At 73.5% G+C, this 15,758-nt stretch carries 15 protein-coding genes; 9 read left to right on the top strand and 6 right to left on the bottom strand.

Features of this window, described 5'->3' with window-relative positions:
* The first annotated feature begins 35 nt into the window (after positions 1-35).
* Positions 36-338, top strand: a complete 303-nt coding sequence (locus tag AC07DU_RS25070) for a hypothetical protein (protein WP_360897806.1) — start codon at positions 36-38, stop codon at positions 336-338.
* Positions 339-395: 57 nt separating this feature from the next.
* Here AC07DU_RS25070 and AC07DU_RS25065 read toward each other — a convergent pair whose 3' ends face one another.
* The 3 genes from AC07DU_RS25065 to AC07DU_RS25055 all read right to left on the bottom strand — a co-directional run bounded on the left by AC07DU_RS25065 (position 396) and on the right by AC07DU_RS25055 (position 3,629).
* Positions 396-1,484: a prenyltransferase/squalene oxidase repeat-containing protein gene (locus AC07DU_RS25065; RefSeq protein ID WP_479113677.1), complete on the bottom strand. Its 1,089-nt coding sequence runs from the start codon at positions 1,482-1,484 to the stop codon at positions 396-398.
* Entirely contained in the window at positions 1,481-2,215 is a 735-nt protein-coding gene (locus tag AC07DU_RS25060) for a class I SAM-dependent methyltransferase (protein ID WP_479113675.1), read from the bottom strand. Before AC07DU_RS25060 ends, AC07DU_RS25065 begins: the two co-directional genes overlap by 4 nt.
* Positions 2,216-2,312: 97 nt before the next feature.
* Positions 2,313-3,629 carry a glycosyltransferase family 4 protein gene (locus AC07DU_RS25055; RefSeq protein ID WP_360897800.1) on the bottom strand — a complete coding sequence of 439 codons (1,317 nt, stop codon included), beginning with the start codon at positions 3,627-3,629 and terminating at the stop codon, positions 2,313-2,315.
* 204 nt (positions 3,630-3,833) lie between these two features.
* On the opposite strand from AC07DU_RS25055, the gene AC07DU_RS25050 reads away from it, so the two are divergent.
* Positions 3,834-4,457: a TetR family transcriptional regulator gene (locus AC07DU_RS25050; RefSeq protein WP_360897798.1), complete on the top strand. Its 624-nt coding sequence runs from the start codon at positions 3,834-3,836 to the stop codon at positions 4,455-4,457.
* Positions 4,458-4,540: 83 nt separating this feature from the next.
* Here AC07DU_RS25050 and AC07DU_RS25045 read toward each other — a convergent pair whose 3' ends face one another.
* Together AC07DU_RS25045 and AC07DU_RS25040 are read right to left on the bottom strand one after the other, a co-directional pair.
* Positions 4,541-4,774, bottom strand: a complete 234-nt coding sequence (locus AC07DU_RS25045; protein ID WP_360897796.1) for a ferredoxin — start codon at positions 4,772-4,774, stop codon at positions 4,541-4,543.
* Positions 4,775-4,777: 3 nt separating this feature from the next.
* Positions 4,778-6,241, bottom strand: a complete 1,464-nt coding sequence (locus tag AC07DU_RS25040) for an aldehyde dehydrogenase (protein WP_479113673.1) — start codon at positions 6,239-6,241, stop codon at positions 4,778-4,780.
* A 172-nt stretch (positions 6,242-6,413) separates the two neighbouring features.
* Between AC07DU_RS25040 and AC07DU_RS25035 the strand changes: the two genes are divergently transcribed.
* The 7 genes from AC07DU_RS25035 to AC07DU_RS25005 all read left to right on the top strand — a co-directional run bounded on the left by AC07DU_RS25035 (position 6,414) and on the right by AC07DU_RS25005 (position 14,411).
* Positions 6,414-7,463, top strand: coding sequence for an MBL fold metallo-hydrolase (locus tag AC07DU_RS25035; RefSeq protein ID WP_479113671.1), 1,050 nt, complete (start codon positions 6,414-6,416; stop codon positions 7,461-7,463).
* 295 nt (positions 7,464-7,758) lie between these two features.
* A complete protein-coding gene (locus AC07DU_RS25030; RefSeq protein ID WP_479034523.1) occupies positions 7,759-9,024 on the top strand; it encodes a prenyltransferase/squalene oxidase repeat-containing protein in 1,266 nt (421 codons plus the stop codon).
* A complete protein-coding gene (locus tag AC07DU_RS25025) occupies positions 9,024-9,713 on the top strand; it encodes an SCO2322 family protein (RefSeq protein WP_479113669.1) in 690 nt (229 codons plus the stop codon). The genes AC07DU_RS25030 and AC07DU_RS25025 overlap by 1 nt, the downstream gene beginning before the upstream one ends.
* Positions 9,710-10,999, top strand: a complete 1,290-nt coding sequence (locus tag AC07DU_RS25020; protein ID WP_479113667.1) for an energy-coupling factor transporter transmembrane component T — start codon at positions 9,710-9,712, stop codon at positions 10,997-10,999. The genes AC07DU_RS25025 and AC07DU_RS25020 overlap by 4 nt, the downstream gene beginning before the upstream one ends.
* Positions 10,996-12,801, top strand: a complete 1,806-nt coding sequence (locus AC07DU_RS25015; RefSeq protein WP_479113665.1) for an ABC transporter ATP-binding protein — start codon at positions 10,996-10,998, stop codon at positions 12,799-12,801. The genes AC07DU_RS25020 and AC07DU_RS25015 overlap by 4 nt, the downstream gene beginning before the upstream one ends.
* A complete protein-coding gene (locus AC07DU_RS25010; RefSeq protein ID WP_479113663.1) occupies positions 12,798-13,691 on the top strand; it encodes an ECF transporter S component in 894 nt (297 codons plus the stop codon). The genes AC07DU_RS25015 and AC07DU_RS25010 overlap by 4 nt, the downstream gene beginning before the upstream one ends.
* Before the next feature lie 315 nt (positions 13,692-14,006).
* Positions 14,007-14,411, top strand: a complete 405-nt coding sequence (locus AC07DU_RS25005; RefSeq protein WP_360903248.1) for an aggregation-promoting factor C-terminal-like domain-containing protein — start codon at positions 14,007-14,009, stop codon at positions 14,409-14,411.
* A 125-nt stretch (positions 14,412-14,536) separates the two neighbouring features.
* On the opposite strand, the gene AC07DU_RS25000 is transcribed toward AC07DU_RS25005, so the two are convergent.
* Positions 14,537-15,706 (bottom strand): steroid 3-ketoacyl-CoA thiolase, encoded by a 1,170-nt coding sequence (locus tag AC07DU_RS25000; RefSeq protein ID WP_366867648.1) that lies wholly within the window; start codon positions 15,704-15,706, stop codon positions 14,537-14,539.
* Positions 15,707-15,758: the final 52 nt, after the last annotated feature.

The raw sequence follows: 15,758 nt of genomic DNA, 5'->3' as shown, positions 1-15,758 counted from the left end.
GGTTTGCCGCGGGCCGGGGCGGCAAGACGCGGGACATGCGCACACACACCCGAGTACACGCCCGAGGTAGCAATCAGGCAGGCCGGGCCGTCGCACTGGTGGCGGACGTGCTCGCCTTCGTGATCGTCCTGTGGATCCTGCTCTACCTGCTGGACGCCAACCGCGGCAACGAGCTCGTGGAGTTCTTCCACGACACCGCCTCATGGCTGGCCGGCTGGTCCTACGACCTGTTCACCTTCAGCCGCGAATGGGTCCAAGTCGTCTTCGGCTACGGCGTGGCCGCGGTGGTCTACGTCTTGATCGGACACGCGGTCGCCGGCTGGCTGTACCGCCGCTGACCCACGGCGAAGGGCCTTCCCCCACGGCAGGGTGGGGGAAGGCCCTTCGCATGGAACTCAACCGCAGCAGTGCGGCTCCAGCCCGGACGGGAGCGCGGTCCCGCCGAACACCGCGGTGGTGGCCTCGTCCCCGCCCAGCGCCGCGACTGCGAGCAGCAGGGACCCGGCGGTCCAGGTGGTCTGCTCCACGGGCCAGACGGCCTTGTCCCGGAACACGTACCCCGTCCAGTACATGCCGTTGTCCGCACGCAGGTGGGTGATGGAGCGCAGGATCTCCAGCGCCCGGTCGGACTCCCCCGTCGCCCACAGCGCGAGCGCCAGCTCGCAGGACTCGCCGCCCGTGACCCACGGGTTCGGCAGGACGCAGCGCACGCCCAGGTCCGGGACCACGAACTCGTCCCAGCGGTCCTTCAGGCGCGCGGCGGCCTCGGCGCCGGTCAGGGCCCCGCCGAGGACCGGGTAGTACCAGTCCATCGAGTAGTGGTTCTTGTCGAGGAACCGCTCCGGGTGACGGCGGATGGCGTGCCGCAGCGCCCCCGCGGCGAGCTCCCAGTCCGGCTGCGGCTCCTCGCGGTGCTCGGCGATGGCCAGCGCGCAGCGCAGCGCCTGGTGGATGGAGGAGGAACCGGTGAGCAGGGCGTCGGTGACGGCCGCGCCGTCCGGCTCCCGCTTCCAGCCGATCTCGCCGCCCGGCTGCTGGAGCGTCAGGACCCACTCGACCGCCGCGTAGACGGCGGGCCACATCCGGTCCAGGAAGGTGTCGTCGCCGGTGGAGAGGTAGTGGTGCCACACGCCGACGGCTATGTACGCGGTGAAGTTGGACTCCCGGCTCGCGTCCTGCGGCTCGGCGGTGTCCACCCCCTGCGGCCGGTCGGCGTAGGCCGCGTACCAGGATCCGTCCTGGTTCTGGTGGCGCGCCAGCCACGCGTACGCGCGCTCGGCGGCCTCGTGCTCACCGGCGGCGTCGAGCGCCATCGCGGCCTCGGTGTGGTCCCACGGGTCCAGGTGGTGCCCGCGGAACCACGGTATGGCCCCGTCCTCCCGCTGCGCGGCGAGGATGCCCGCCACCGTCTCGGCGGCCTGCTCCGCGGTCAGTACGCCGTCCAGGACGAGGTGTTCGGGTGCGGTGCGCCCCGGCGAGGTCACAGGGCGGCGCCGACGGGGAGGTGGGGCTTGGTCGCGTACGCCACGAAGCTCTTGCCGATGACCGGGTTCAGGGCCTGCTCGGCGAGCCGCGTGGCCAGCGGCTTCTTCATGATGTCCCAGACCAGGAGCTTGTGGTACGCCTTGACGGGCAGCGCCTGGTCGTTGTCGACGCCGAAGGCGCACTTGAGCCACCAGTACGGGGAGTGCAGCCCGTGCGCGTGGTGCGTGCCGTACGGCTTGAGGCCCGCGGCCTTCATCTTGCCGAGCAGCTCGTCCGCCTTGTAGATGCGGATGTGGCCGCCCTCGACCTCGTGGTAGGCGTCGGAGAGCGCCCAGCAGATCTTCTCGGGGCCGTAGCGGGGCACGGTGATGGCGATGCGGCCGCCGGGCTTCAGCACGCGCACCATCTCGGCGAGCACGCCCTTGTCGTCGGGGATGTGCTCCATCACCTCGGAGATGATGACGACGTCGAAGGACTCGTCGGGGAAGGGCAGGGCCAGCGCGTCGCCCTCCATGGCGGTGGCGGTGGCCCCGACGGGGGCCTCACCGGCCTCCTTCATGGCGGCGAACCACTTGGCGACCTCGCGGATCTCCTCGCCGTTGCGGTCGACGGCGACGACCTGGGCGCCTCTCCGGTAGCACTCGAAGGCGTGCCGGCCTGCGCCGCAGCCCAGATCGAGCACGCGGTCGCCTGCGGCGAGCGGGAACCGGGAGAAATCGACGGTCAGCACGGGGTCCTGCCTTCGCGGTCGCGGGGGTGTACGAGGAGAGTGGTGCGGAGGAAGAGGGTGGTGCGCGGGGAGCGCAAGGGGCACGAGCGGCGGAGGCTCACTTCGCGCGGCGGGTCCGGGCGGCGGCCTGCTCGATGGCGGCACGGTAGTGCGCGGCGGTGCCCTCGGCGGCCCGGGCCCAGGTGAAGCGGGCCAGGACCCGCTCGCGCCCGGCCTCGCCGAGGCGGGCCCGCAGCTCGGGATCGCCCAGCATCCGGCCGAGCGCGCCGGCCAGGGCCCCCGCGTCGCCCGGGGGCACCGCGAGGCAGGTCTCGCCGTCGGGGCCGGCGACCTCGGGGATCGCACCGCCGGTGGTGGCGACGAGCGGGGTGCCGGTGGCCATGGCCTCGGCCGCCGGGAGCGAGAAGCCCTCGTAGAGCGAGGGCACGCAGGCCACCTGGGCGCTGCGCACCAGGTCGACGAGCTCGGCGTCGGTGATGCCCTTGACGAAGCGGACGGCGTCCTGGAGCCCGAAGCTCTCGATGGCGCGGGCGACCGGCCCGCGCTCGGCGCGCTTGCCGACGACCACGAGGTGGGCGTCGGGCTGCTCGGTGCGCAGCTTGGCGAGCGCCTCGACGAGGTGGACGAGCCCCTTGAGCGGCACGTCGGCGCTGGAGGTGGTGACGATCCGCCCCGGCACCTCTGCGACGGAGGGGTCCGGCGACCACAGGTCCGTGTCGGCGCCGATGTGCACGACGTGGATGCGCTCGTCGCGGACGCCCAGGTGCTCGGCGATCTCCTGCTTGGAGGATCCGGAGACGGTGAGCACGGACGGCAGCCGGCGGGCCACGCGGCCCTGCATGCGGGTGAAGCCGTACCAGCGGCGCACGGAGAGCCGCTTCTTGCGGTCCTTCGCGGCGTCGAGGTCCAGCTGCCGGTCGACGGTGATGGGGTGGTGAATGGTCGTCACCAGCGGCGCGCCGAGGTCACCGAGCAGGCCGTACCCCAGGGTCTGGTTGTCGTGGACGACGTCGAACTCACCGGCGCGGGCGGCGAGATGGCGCCGGGCCCGCAGCGAGAAGGTCAGGGGTTCGGGGAAACCGCCCGTCCACATGGTGGCGACTTCAAGGGCGTCGATCCAGTCCCGGTACTCGTCGCGCTTGGGCGTACGGAAGGGGTCGGGACTGCGGTACAGGTCCAGGCTCGGGAGTTCGGTGAGCGTGGCGCCGGTGTCGAGCACGGGGTAGGGCTGCGCGCCGATGACCTCGACCGAGTGGCCCAGGCGGACGAGCTCACGCGAGAGGTGGCGGACGTAGACGCCCTGGCCGCCGCAGAACGGGTTCCCCTTGTACGTGAGGAGCGCGATGCGGAGCGGGCGGTCGCCGTCGGTGGCGGCACCCGCGAAAGGGCTCGTCACCATGGCCTCAGCGGTCACTCTCGCGCCCCCTTTTCGCTGCACTTTCGCCGGAGCGTAACCGCTCGCATAATGTAGAACAAGTTTCAGACTTGATCCGTCGAAGACCATTGAATCTACCGGCCGGAAACCACACCGTAAGAGGTGGAGCAGGTGATTCGCGCCACGGATGCGACGCCTGCCATGCTGGCCCCGGATCAGCCCGCAACGACACGGACGGGACACATGACAGCGGAAGTGAAGGCCGTCACCACACCGGCGTCGCCTCCCCTGACGGAGCGCCAGGAAGCACGCCGGCGCCGGATCCTGCACGCCAGCGCGCAGCTGGCCAGCCGGGGCGGTTTCGACGCCGTCCAGATGCGCGAGGTCGCGGAGTCCTCCAGCGTCGCGCTGGGCACGCTCTACCGCTACTTCCCGTCCAAGGTGCACCTGCTGGTGGCCACCATGCAGGACCAGCTCCAGCACATGCACACCACGCTGCGCAAGCGCCCGCCGGCCGGGGACGACCCGGCGGCCCGGGTCGCGGAGACGCTCATGAGGGCCTTCCGCGCCCTCCAGCGGGAACCGCAGCTGGCCGACGCGATGGTGCGGGCGCTGACCTTCGCGGACCGCAGCGTGAGCCCCGAGGTCGACACGGTGTCCCGGCTGACCACGGCGATCATCCTCGACGCGATGGGCCTGGAAGCCCCGCCGACGGCCCAGCAGCTCTCGGCGGTCCGCGTCATCGAACACACCTGGCACTCGGCACTCATCACCTGGCTCTCGGGGCGCGCCTCGATCGCCCAGGTCAAGATCGACATCGAGACGGTCTGCCGCCTGATCGACCTGACGTCGCCAGAAAAGTCCTGAACCAGCCGGTCACCTGCGACGCCGCCCGACGGGTCGGGGGCCTGCGTCCCTGCGGCGCCGCACCCCCGGCCCGACGGCCTCAGCTACTCCTCCGGCGGGAACACCGCCTCCCCGGTCCCGGCCAAGGTGATCAGGATGGCCTCGACCGGGCATCCCTCCGCCGCCGCCAGGACCGGCTCGCTCGCGTCCGACTGCGGGGCGCGGGGGTGGGACTGGCGCGCCGAGTCCAGGACGAAGCCGTCCGGCGCGTGGTTGACGCACATGCCCGAGCCGATGCAGACGCCCCGGTCCACCTCGACCTGCCAGCGGTCACCCATCACTCACTCACCCGCCGTGTACCCGGCCGGCAGGTGGATCATCTTGTGCTCCAGGTACTCGCTCAGGCCCTCCGGGCCGAACTCGCGCCCCACGCCACTGTTCTTGTAGCCGCCGAACGGCCCCAGCATGTCCAGGCTGAAGGTGTTCACGTTGAAGGTGCCGGTGCGGATCCGCCGGCCGAAGTCGATGCCGTGCTCCACGTCGCCGGTCCAGACGCTGCCGCTGAGGCCGAACTCCGAGTCGTTGGCCACCCGTACCGCCTCCGCCTCGTCCCCGTACGGGATCAGGCAGACGACCGGGCCGAAGATCTCCTCGCGGGCGATCCGCATGGAGTTGTCGACGTCTCCGAAGAGGGTGGGCTCCACGTACCAGCCCCGGTCCAGGCCCGCCGGGCGCCCGCCGCCCGACAGGATCTTGGCGCCCTCCTCCTGGCCGATGCGGATGTAGTCCAGGGAGCGCTGGCGCTGGCGCTCGGCCACCAGCGGCCCGAGCTGCGTCGCGGGATCCAGCGGGTCGCCCACCACCAGCGCCCCGGCCGCGGCGGCGAGTGCCTCGGCGACCTCCTCGTAGCGGCTGCGCGGGGCGAGGACGCGGGTCTGGGCCACGCACGCCTGGCCGTTGTTCATCCAGGCGGCCGGAACGATTCCGGCGACGGCCGCGTCGAGGTCCGCGTCGGGCAGGATCACGGCGGCGGACTTGCCGCCGAGTTCCAGGGTGACGCGGGTGAGGTTGCGCGCGGCCACCTCCATCACGCGCCGGCCGGCGGCGACCGAGCCGGTGAAGGCGACCTTGTCGACGCCGGGGTGGCCGACCAGGTACTCGCTGACCTCGCGGTCGGCGGGCAGGATCGACAGCACGCCCTCGGGCAGGCCGGCCTCGCGGGCGATGTCGGCGAGGATGTAGGAGTCGAGCGGGGCTTCCGGGGAGGGCTTGAGGATCACCGTGGACCCGGTGAGCAGGGCGGGCGCCAGTTTGGCCGCGGCCACGAACTGCGGGACGTTCCACGGGATGACGGCCGCGACGACGCCGACGGGCTCGCGGCGTACGAGGATCGGGCCGAGGGCGCCCGCGCGGTGCTCCTCGTACGGGTAGGCGCGCGCCACGGTGATCGCGGCGTCGTAGACCATCATCGGACCCAGCGCCTGGGCCAGGACGCTCCAGGAGTACGGGGATCCGTTCTGGGAGCTGATCGAGCGGGCGATCTCCTCGTGCCGGACGGCGATGGCGTCCTTGATGCGGGTGACGACGGCGATCCGCTCGTCCAGCGTCATCCGCGGCCAGGGGCCCTCGTCGAACGCCTTGCGCGCGACGGCGACGGCGCGGTCGACGTCCGCCTGGGAGGCGTGCGGGACGGAGCCGATGACCTGCTCGGTGTGGGGGGAGACGATCCGGATCGTGTCGGTGCCCAGCGGATCCGTCCACTCCCCGCCGATGAACAGTTGTCCGTGTTCCACGAGCTCGGTCATGGCTGAGGCCTCCTGCGGCTTGGCGTTCCAGAACTGATACCAGTTCTAGTTCCAGGAGTCCACGACGAGGACGCAAGAGCGCGGAAGATCCAACGACTAGTCAGAAAGCCTCTGAGGTGGTCGACTTGGGCTACTACTGCAACATGTTCTTGTAGAGGCAGGGGGACGGCGCATGCCACAGGACACGGCACAGGTCACCGATCACGGCGGAGGGGTCTGGGGGATCAAGGTGCCGATCCCCGACAACCCGCTCGGGCACACCCTCGTCCACGTCCTCGACACCGACCGCGGCCCGGTCCTCGTCGACACCGGCTGGGACGACCCCGCGTCCTGGGACGCCCTGGTCTCCGGCCTCGCCGCGCTCGGCACCGCCGTCGCCGACGTCCACGGCGTGGTCATCACCCACCACCACCCCGACCACCACGGCCTGTCCGGCCAGGTCCGCGAGGCCTCCGGCGCCTGGATCGCCATGCACGCCGCCGACACCGAGGTGGTCGTACGCACCCGCTCCTCGGAGCCCGGCGTCTGGTTCGACTACATGAACGCGAAGCTCGCCGCGGCCGGAGCCCCCGAGGAACACATCGCGCCGATGCGCGCAGCCCGCGCGAGCGGCCGCATGCGGACCCTGCCCGGGCTGCGCGCGGCCGTCCCCGACCGGGAGATCGTCCCGGCCGAGCTGCTGCCCCTCGCCGGGCGCCGGCTGCGCGCGATCTGGACCCCGGGCCACACCCCGGGCCACGTCTGCCTGCACCTGGAGGAGCAGCATCCGGCGCACCTGCCGGGCAACGGCCGCCTCTTCTCCGGGGACCACCTGCTGCCGGGGATCTCCCCCCACATCGGCCTGTACGAGGCCCCGGAGGACGCCCACGTCACCGACCCCCTGGGCGACTACCTCGACTCCCTCGAACGCATCGGCCGGCTGGCGCCCGCCGAGGTGCTCCCGGCCCACCAGCACGCCTTCACCGACGCGCCGGGCCGCGTACGGGAGCTCCTGGACCACCACGAGGAGCGCCTGACCGGGCTGTGGAGACTGCTGGCCCGGCCGCTGACGCCGTGGGCGCTGGCGGAGCGGATGGAGTGGAACCGCCCCTGGGAGCAGATCCCCTACGGCTCCCGGAACATCGCCGTCTCCGAAGCGGAAGCCCACCTGCGCCGCCTCGTGAAGCAGGGCCGCGCGGAGGCGGTCCCCGGCACCGACCCGGTCACCTACCGGGCGCTGTGAGGGACCGGGTAAGGGGCGCAGCCCCCCGGCGCCACGGGGCACGCCGGCTACGGGCCGGTACAGTGAGGCCGTCGTCCACACTCCCGTACGGGGGGAAGCCGGTGCGATTCCGGCGCTGACCCGCAACCGTGACCCACCCGGCACCCCGGGCTGGAAGCCGGAATGCCCCGTACCGAAGTGCGCGGCTCGTGCCGCCGGGTCCCCGGCGGCCGGCACCGTCGAGGTAAACGGAGCCGGAGCCCGGTGCCTGTGCGTGCCTGCCTCCGGTTCCCCAGCAGGAGAGGCACCCGCCCCCATGAACGTCCGTCGCAGCGCCGCCGCGCTCGCCGCCTCCGCCGTGCTCTGCGTGGGCGTCGCCCCCGCAGCCCTCGCCGACACCGCGCCGCCCTCCCCCTCCGCGCCGCCGGTCATCCCGTCCGGGCTCTACGGCAAGAACGACCCCACCTACGACGGCGTGTGGCGGCAGTCCTTCGCGCTGCTCGCCCAGCACACCGTCGGCGTCAAGCCCGCCGCGCCGGCCGTGGACTGGCTGACCGGCCAGCAGTGCGCGAACGGCTCCTTCCCCTCCTTCCGCGCGGACACCGCCAAGGAGTGCGACGCCTCGACGTACATCGACTCCAACGCCACCGCGGCGGCCGTGCAGGCCCTGGCCTCGCTCGGCGGCCACGACGAGACGGTGAAGAAGGCGGTGGGCTGGCTGAAGTCCGTGCAGAACCCGGACGGCGGCTGGAGCAGCAACCCCGGCGGCGCCATGGACACCGGTTCGGACGCCAACTCGACCGGCATCGTCATCAGCGCCCTCGCGGCGGCCGGCGAGAAGCCGGCCGAGGTCACGTCGAAGGCCGGCAAGTCGGCGTACGCGGGCCTGCTCTCCTTCCAGCTGGGCTGCGCCGCCGAGCCGGCCGCCGACCGGGGCGCCTTCGCGTACCAGCCCGTCGACGGCAAGCTCCTCGCCAACGCCGACGCGACGGCCGCGGCGGCGCTGGCCGGCCTCGGCAAGGGCGCGGCGGTCGTCCCGTCCGGTACGGACACCCCCGCGGCAGCGCTGACCTGCCCGGCGGCGGACCCGGCCGACCCGGTGGCCGCCGCCCGGGGCGCTGCCGGTTACCTGGCCCAGGCACTGAAGAAGGACGGCCACCTCACGGCCGTCACCCCGGGCGCGGACCAGCCCACCCCGGACACCGGCAACACCGCCGACGCGGTGATCGCGCTGGCCGCGGCCGGGCACAAGCAGTCGGCGGCGGGCGCGCTGGAGTGGCTCAAGGGGAACTCGGCCGCGTGGGCGAAGGACAGCCCGGCGGCCCTGGGCACCCTGATCCTGACCGCGCACGCCACCGGCACCGACCCGAAGTCCTTCGGCGGCACCGACCTGGTCGCGGCGCTGAACGCGACCGGCCCGGCCCCGCAGGGCGCGGACACCGACGCGGCCACCGTGGAGAACAAGAAGGACGACAAGCCCTCCGGCGGCCAGAACATCTGGTGGATCATCGGCGCGGGCGCCGCGGCCGGCATGGGCATCGGCATCCTGCTGAGCGGCCGCCGGAAGAAGAACCAGCTCTGATGGGCCGCCGCCGTCTGTCCGCCGCGGCCCTGGCCTTGGCCCTCGGCATGGCCTTGGCCGTCCTGGCCGCCGGTCCGGCCCTGGCGTCGAGCTACCGCTACTGGTCGTTCTGGGACGGCGGCTCCGGCGGCGGGAGCTGGTCGTACGCCACCACGGGCCCCTCGCTGGCCCGCCCCGCCGACGGCTCCGTGCAGGGCTTCCGCTTCGCGGTGAGCCGGGACGCCGGGGCCGAGGCGGCCCGGCCGCGGGCGGCGGCGGACTTCGCGGCGGTCTGCGGGGCGACCCCTGCGGCCGAGGGCAGCAAGCGGGTGGCGCTGGTCATCGACTTCGGCGTGCCCGCGGACGCCCCCGCGGGCGAGGGCCCGCCGCAGGAGGGCCCCCGCACGGCCTGCGCCCAGGTCGCCCCGCAGGCCACGGCGGCGGAGGCGCTGGCGTCGGTGGCGAAGCCGCTGCGCTACAACGGGGCGGCGCTGCTGTGCGCGATCGCGGGCTATCCGCAGCAGGGCTGCGGCGAGCCGATCTCCTCGCCGCAGGACACCGCCCAGACGCAGGCCCCGGACCCGGGCGCGGCCCCGGTCCCGGCCCCGGACTCCGGCAACGGCCCGTCGGTGGGCCTGCTGGCGGGCATCGCGGCGGTGGCCGCCCTGGCCGCGGCCGGCGTCTGGCAGTCCCGCCGCCGCACACGATGACGGACCCGGCGCCCTCCCGCGGCTCCGCCCCGGCCCCCGCTCGCCCTTCAGCCCCGCCGGCGTTTGAGGCGCGGGGGTCCGGGGGCGGCGCCCCCGGCCACGGCCCCGCACCCGCGAACACACCACCGGCCCGCCGGAGCCCGCCCGCGGCGCCGGACTCCCCGCACCGGTCGACGTACGAGAACAGCAGGTGGAGGCCCCCGCACGCCGTCCGTGCCACGGCCCTGCACGCCGGTGCCTGGTGGCTCTGGGCCCTCGAGCTCGCCACCGCCGCGTCCCGGACCACCAACCCCCTCCTGCTCGGGCTGGTCGTCGGCGTCGCCGGGTACGTGGTCGCGGCCCGCCGCACCAGCGCCCCCTGGGCCCGTTCCTACGGGGCGTTCCTCAAGCTCGGCCTCTTCGTCATCGGCCTGCGCCTGCTCTTCTCCATGCTCCTCGGCTCCCCCATCCCCGGCTCGCACGTCCTGTTCACCCTCCCGGAGGTCCCGCTGCCCGCCTGGGCGCAGGGCATCCGCTTCGGCGGCAGGGTCACCGCGGAGCAGCTGGTCTTCGCCTTCTACGACGGCGCGAAGCTGGCCACCCTCCTGGTCTGCGTCGGCGCCGCGAACGCCCTCGCCAATCCGGCCCGGCTGCTGAAGTCCCTGCCGGCCGCCCTGTACGAGGCGGGCGTCGCCGTGGTCGTCGCCATGACCTTCGCGCCGAACATGGTCGCCGACGTCGTGCGCCTGCGCACCGCCCGCCGGCTGCGCGGCCGCCCCACCGGCGGGGTGAAGGCGGTCCTCCAGATCGGCCTGCCCGTGCTGGAGGGCGCCCTGGAGCGCTCCGTCGCGATCGCCGCGTCCATGGACGCCCGCGGGTACGGGCGCACGGCCCATGTCCCGCCCGCCGTCCGGCACACCACCAACGCACTCACCCTCGGAGGTCTGCTCGGCATGTGCGCGGGCACGTACGGGCTGCTCGCCGCGCAGGGCGCCGCGTACGGGCTGCCCGTGCTCGGCATCGGCGCGACGCTGGCCCTCGCGGGCCTGCGCCTGGGCGGACGCCGCTCGGTGCGCACCCGCTACCGGCCCGACCGGTGGGGGCCGCGCGCCTGGCTGGTCGCCGCTTCGGGCGCGGCCGTCGCCGCCGTCCTCATCCACGCGGGGATGCGTGACCCGGCGGCCCTGCACCCAGGTGTGGTCCCGCTGGTGGCGCCCTCGCTGCCGCTGTGGCCGGCCGCCGCGGTCCTGATCGGCCTGCTGCCCGCCTTCGTGGCACCCGTACCGCCCAAGGAGGCATCGCAGTGATCCGCTTCGAGCAAGTGTCGGTCACCTACGAGGGCGCGTCCGCCGCCTCCCTCCAGGGCGTCGACCTGGAGATCCCCGAAGGGGAGCTGACCCTCCTCGTCGGCCCGTCCGGCGTCGGCAAGTCGACCCTGCTGGGCGCCGTCTGCGGACTGGTCCCGCACTTCACGGGAGGCACCCTGCGCGGCCGGGTCACGGTCGCGGGCCGGGACACGCGCACGCACAAGCCGCGCGAGCTCGCGGACGTGGTGGGCACGGTCGGCCAGGATCCGCTCGCGCACTTCGTGACGGACGTGGTGGAGGACGAGCTCGCGTACGGCATGGAGTCCCTCGGCCTGGCCCCGGCCGTGATGCGCCGCCGCGTGGAGGAGACCCTCGACCTGCTCGGCCTGAACGAACTGCGCGACCGCCCCATCGCCACCCTGTCCGGCGGTCAGCAGCAGCGGGTCGCGATCGGCTCGGTGCTGACCCCGCACCCCAGGGTCCTGGTGCTCGACGAACCGACCTCGGCCCTCGACCCGGCGGCGGCTGAGGAGGTCCTGGCGGTGCTCCAGCGCCTGGTCCACGACCTCGGCACCACGGTCCTGATGGCGGAGCACCGGCTGGAGCGGGTGGTGCAGTACGCGGACCGGGTCCTGCTCCTGCCGTCCCCGGGCGCGGCCCCCGTCCTCGGCACCCCGTCCGACATCATGGCGATCTCCCCCGTCCACCCCCCGGTGGTCTCCCTGGGCCGCCTCGCAGGCTGGACCCCCCTCCCGTTGTCAGTCCGCGACGCCCGCCGCCTGTCCCCACCGCTGCGCGGCCGCCTCGCGCCCGCCGCGGCCCCGCTCGCGGCGCATCCCGCGCCGGAGTACGGGCGCCCGCTGTCCGAGCCCGCCCGCGGCGCCGTCTCCCAGGGCTCCGCCCCGGACCCCGCTCGCCCTTCAGCCCCGCCGGCGTTTGAGGCGCGGGGGCCCGGGGGCGGCGCCCCCGGCAGCGGCGCCGCGCCCGGCCTGCTCGCCCGCCTGCTCCGCCGGAGCAAGCCGAGCCCCGCCACCACCACCCAGGGCCCGGTCCACGCGCGCAACCTCGGCGTGCGCCGCGGCCACGCCCAGATCCTGCACGGCATCCACCTGACCGTCGCGCCGGGCGAGATCGTCGCCCTCATGGGCCGCAACGGCGCCGGCAAGTCCACCCTCCTCGCCACCCTCGTCGGCACGCTCGCCCCCACCACCGGCCAGGTGAGCGTCGGCGGCCGCACCCCCCACCGCACGGCCCCGGCCGAGATGGTGCGCCGCGTCGGCCTCGTTCCTCAGGAGCCCCGCGACCTCCTCTACGCCGACACCGTCGCCGCCGAGTGCGCCGCCGCCGACTCCGACGCCGGCGCGGCCCCCGGCACCTGCCGGGACCTGGTCCGCGCCCTGCTTCCGGACGTCCCCGACGACATCCACCCCCGCGACCTTTCCGAGGGCCAGCGCCTGGCCCTGGCCCTGGCCCTGGTCCTGACCGGCCGCCCCGCCCTGCTCCTGCTCGACGAACCCACCCGCGGCCTGGACTACGCCGCCAAGGTCCGCCTCATCGAGATCCTCCGCGCCCTCGCGGCCCAGGGCCACGCCATCGTCCTGGCCACCCATGACGTGGAGCTCGCCGCCGAGCTGGCCCACCGCGTGGTGATCCTGGCCGGCGGGGAGATCGTCGCGGACGGCCCGACCGCCGAGGTCGTCGTCTCCTCCCCCGCCTACGCACCGCAGGTGGCGAAGATCCTCGCGCCGGGCCACTGGCTCACCGTGAGCCAGGTCGCCGAAGCCCTGGCAGGCACCCGGTGACCCGCCCCACTAGCCCCACTCGCCCCGTACGGATCGGCCCCCGCGCCGCCGCCGCCCTCGCCCTCGTCACCCTCATCGGCATCGCGGCCTTCGGCTGGCCGCTGCTCGCCGACCGGCAGTCGGGGCTCGCCCACTCCCAGGACGCCCCCTGGCTCTTCGCCGCGCTCCTGCCCCTCCTCGTCGCCGTGGTCGTCGCGACCATCGCGGACAACGGCATGGACGCCAAGGCCGTGGCGATGCTCGGCGTGCTCGCCGCCGTCGGGGCGGCGCTTCGGCCGCTGGGCGCGGGCACGGCCGGGCTGGAGCCGATGTTCTTCCTGATGGTGCTCAGCGGCCGCGTCCTGGGCCCCGGCTTCGGTTTCGTCCTCGGCTCGGTCACGATGTTCGCCTCCGCCCTGCTCACGGGTGGGGTCGGGCCGTGGATGCCGTTCCAGATGCTGGCCATGGGCTGGTTTTCGCTGGGCGCCGGCCTGTTGCCCGGTCCGGAGAGGATCCGGGGCCGTGCGGAGCTGCTGATGCTGGCCGCGTACGGCTTCGCGGGGTCGTTCGCGTACGGCACCGTCATGAACCTGCAGGGCTGGGTGATCCTGCAGGGCATGGGCCAGGGCGTCTCCTTCCACCCGGGGGATCCCGTCGCGGCGAACCTGGCGCGGTTCGTCGCGTACTGCCTGGCGACCTCGGTGGGCTGGGACCTGGGCCGGGCGGCGCTGACCGTCGTCCTGACGCTCACGCTCGGGGCCACGCTCCTCAAGGCGCTGCGGCGGGCGACGAGGAAAGCAGCCTTCGACCCGGCCGTGGCCTTCGATTCGGGGGTGGACAGTGGGCCCGACCACACCCAAAAAAGGGACAACACGGACACCGAGCGTGAGATTCAGACCCCTCCGCGGTGACCCGCCCCATAGGACCCAGGTCACATACGAAGGCGGTTAGTGGTCCCCCAAACCCCACTTTAGCCCCCTATATCCCCCCTCCCACCAGCGCGGATGCCGCCCACCCCCCTGGAGGCTCGCCAGGCCCCGGCTGCGATGGGCCCTAGTAAGCGGGGTCTTTGCCAGGGCGCCCGGGGATCTGTAGAACTGGATGAGTCGCAAGGCGGCAGGGGTACTTCACCCGCCGCCGACGAACCCCTCTCCTCCGCGTGAGTGGCTCACGCATGTCCTCGGCATGCCTGCGACCGCCCTTATCCCCTTCGGAAGGTTTCATCCGTGTCCAACGTCGTCATCCGCCGCATCGCCGCTTCCAAGAAGACCCTCGCGGGTACCGCCCTCGCCCTGGGCGTCGCCGGTTCCATGCTGGCCGCGGTTCCCGCGCAGGCCGCCCCGATGAGCGCCAAGGCGATCGCCCAGCAGATGATCAAGGACCCGGCCCAGTTCGCTGCGTTCGACAAGATCATTTCGCACGAGAGCGGCTGGGACCACACCGCGACGAACCCCTCCTCCGGCGCGTACGGCCTGGCCCAGGCCCTGCCGGCGTCGAAGATGGCCTCCGCGGGCGCGGACTGGAAGACCAACCCGGCCACGCAGATCAAGTGGGGCCTGGAGTACATGAACGAGCGCTACGGCAGCCCCGTCGGCGCCTGGAACTTCTGGTCCGCCAACCACTGGTACTAAGCCACCGGCGGGCAGCGACAGCCGACCCGGCAGTCAGTCATACGAAGGCCCCGGTGGGCCGGCCTCCCCAGGTCCGGCCCACCGGGGCCTTCTGCATCCCATCCCAGGGGGCCTGCGTGCAGCGCCTACAGGCGCTGGATGATCGTGCCGGTCGCCAGCGCGCCGCCCGCACACATGGTGATCAGCGCGAACTCCTTGTCCCGGCGCTCCAGCTCGTGGAGCGCGGTGGTGATCAGCCGCGCGCCGGTGGCTCCGACGGGGTGACCGAGGGCGATGCCGCCGCCGTTGACGTTGACCTTCTCCAGGTCCTGGTCGAAGACCTGGGCCCAGCTGAGGACGACGGAGGCGAAGGCCTCGTTGATCTCGACGAGGTCGATGTCCTTCAGCGACATCCCGGCCTTGCCGAGCACGGCCCGGGTCGCGTCGATCGGCCCGTCCAGGTGGTAGTGGGGGTCGGCGCCGACGAGGGTCTGGGCGACGATCCGGGCGCGCGGCCGCAGCTTGAGGGCGCGGGCCATCTTGCGCGAGGCCCACATCACGGCGGCGGCTCCGTCGGATATCTGCGAGGAGTTCCCGGCGGTGTGCACGGCGGTCGGCATGACCGGCTTGAGCCGGGCCAGGGCCTCCATGCTCGTGTCCCGCAGGCCCTCGTCCCGGTCGACCAGGCGCCACATGCCCTGCCCGGCGGCCTGCTCCTCCTCCGTGGTCGGCACCTGGACGGCGAAGGTCTCGCGCTTGAACCGCTCCTCGGCCCACGCGGCGCGGGCCCGCTCCTGCGAGAGCACGCCCAGCCGGTCGACGTCCTCGCGGGTGAGGCCCCGGTTGCGGGCGATCCGTTCGGCGGCCTCGAACTGGTTGGGCAGGTCGACGTTCCACTCGTCCGGGAACGGCTTGCCCGGGCCGTGCTTGGATCCCGAGCCCAGCGGCACGCGGCTCATGGCCTCGACCCCGCAGGCGATGCCGATGTCCATGACGCCGCCGGAGATCATGTTGGCGACCATGTGGTTGGCCTGCTGGGAGCTGCCGCACTGGCAGTCCACCGTCGTCGCGGCGGTCTCGTAGGGGAGGCCCATGGCGAGCCAGGCGTTGCGGGCGGGGTTCATGGACTGCTCGCCGGCGTGGGTGACGGTGCCGCCGACGATCTGCTCGACGCAGTCGGGCTGGATCGCGGTACGGGCCAGCAGTTCGCGGTAGGTCTCACCGAGCAGGTAGGCGGGATGGAGGTTGGCGAGCGCGCCCCCGCGCTTGCCGATCGGAGTGCGTACGGCTTCGACGATGACGGGTTCCGCGGCCATGAGCTCGTCCTCTCCTGCACTGTGCCGGCGCGGCGGGCCGTCCCGGCGCCCC

It is taken from the genome of Streptomyces sp. NPDC045695, from assembly GCF_056432025.1.
The sequence above is the reverse complement of the archived record's forward strand: the minus strand, read 5'-3'. Positions and strand labels throughout refer to the sequence as shown.

What these genes read in the sequence shown, in the direction of transcription:
- AC07DU_RS25070 (WP_360897806.1), top strand. Translation starts at nt 36, where the DNA reads ATGCGCACACACACCCGAGTACACGCCCGAGGTAGCAATCAGGCAGGC.
- AC07DU_RS25050 (WP_360897798.1), top strand. Translation starts at nt 3,834, where the DNA reads ATGACAGCGGAAGTGAAGGCCGTCACCACACCGGCGTCGCCTCCCCTG.
- AC07DU_RS25045 (WP_360897796.1), bottom strand. Translation starts at nt 4,774, where the DNA reads ATGGGTGACCGCTGGCAGGTCGAGGTGGACCGGGGCGTCTGCATCGGC.
- AC07DU_RS25040 (WP_479113673.1), bottom strand. Translation starts at nt 6,241, where the DNA reads ATGACCGAGCTCGTGGAACACGGACAACTGTTCATCGGCGGGGAGTGG.
- AC07DU_RS25035 (WP_479113671.1), top strand. Translation starts at nt 6,414, where the DNA reads ATGCCACAGGACACGGCACAGGTCACCGATCACGGCGGAGGGGTCTGG.
- AC07DU_RS25030 (WP_479034523.1), top strand. Translation starts at nt 7,759, where the DNA reads ATGAACGTCCGTCGCAGCGCCGCCGCGCTCGCCGCCTCCGCCGTGCTC.
- AC07DU_RS25025 (WP_479113669.1), top strand. Translation starts at nt 9,024, where the DNA reads ATGGGCCGCCGCCGTCTGTCCGCCGCGGCCCTGGCCTTGGCCCTCGGC.
- AC07DU_RS25020 (WP_479113667.1), top strand. Translation starts at nt 9,710, where the DNA reads ATGACGGACCCGGCGCCCTCCCGCGGCTCCGCCCCGGCCCCCGCTCGC.
- AC07DU_RS25000 (WP_366867648.1), bottom strand. Translation starts at nt 15,706, where the DNA reads ATGGCCGCGGAACCCGTCATCGTCGAAGCCGTACGCACTCCGATCGGC.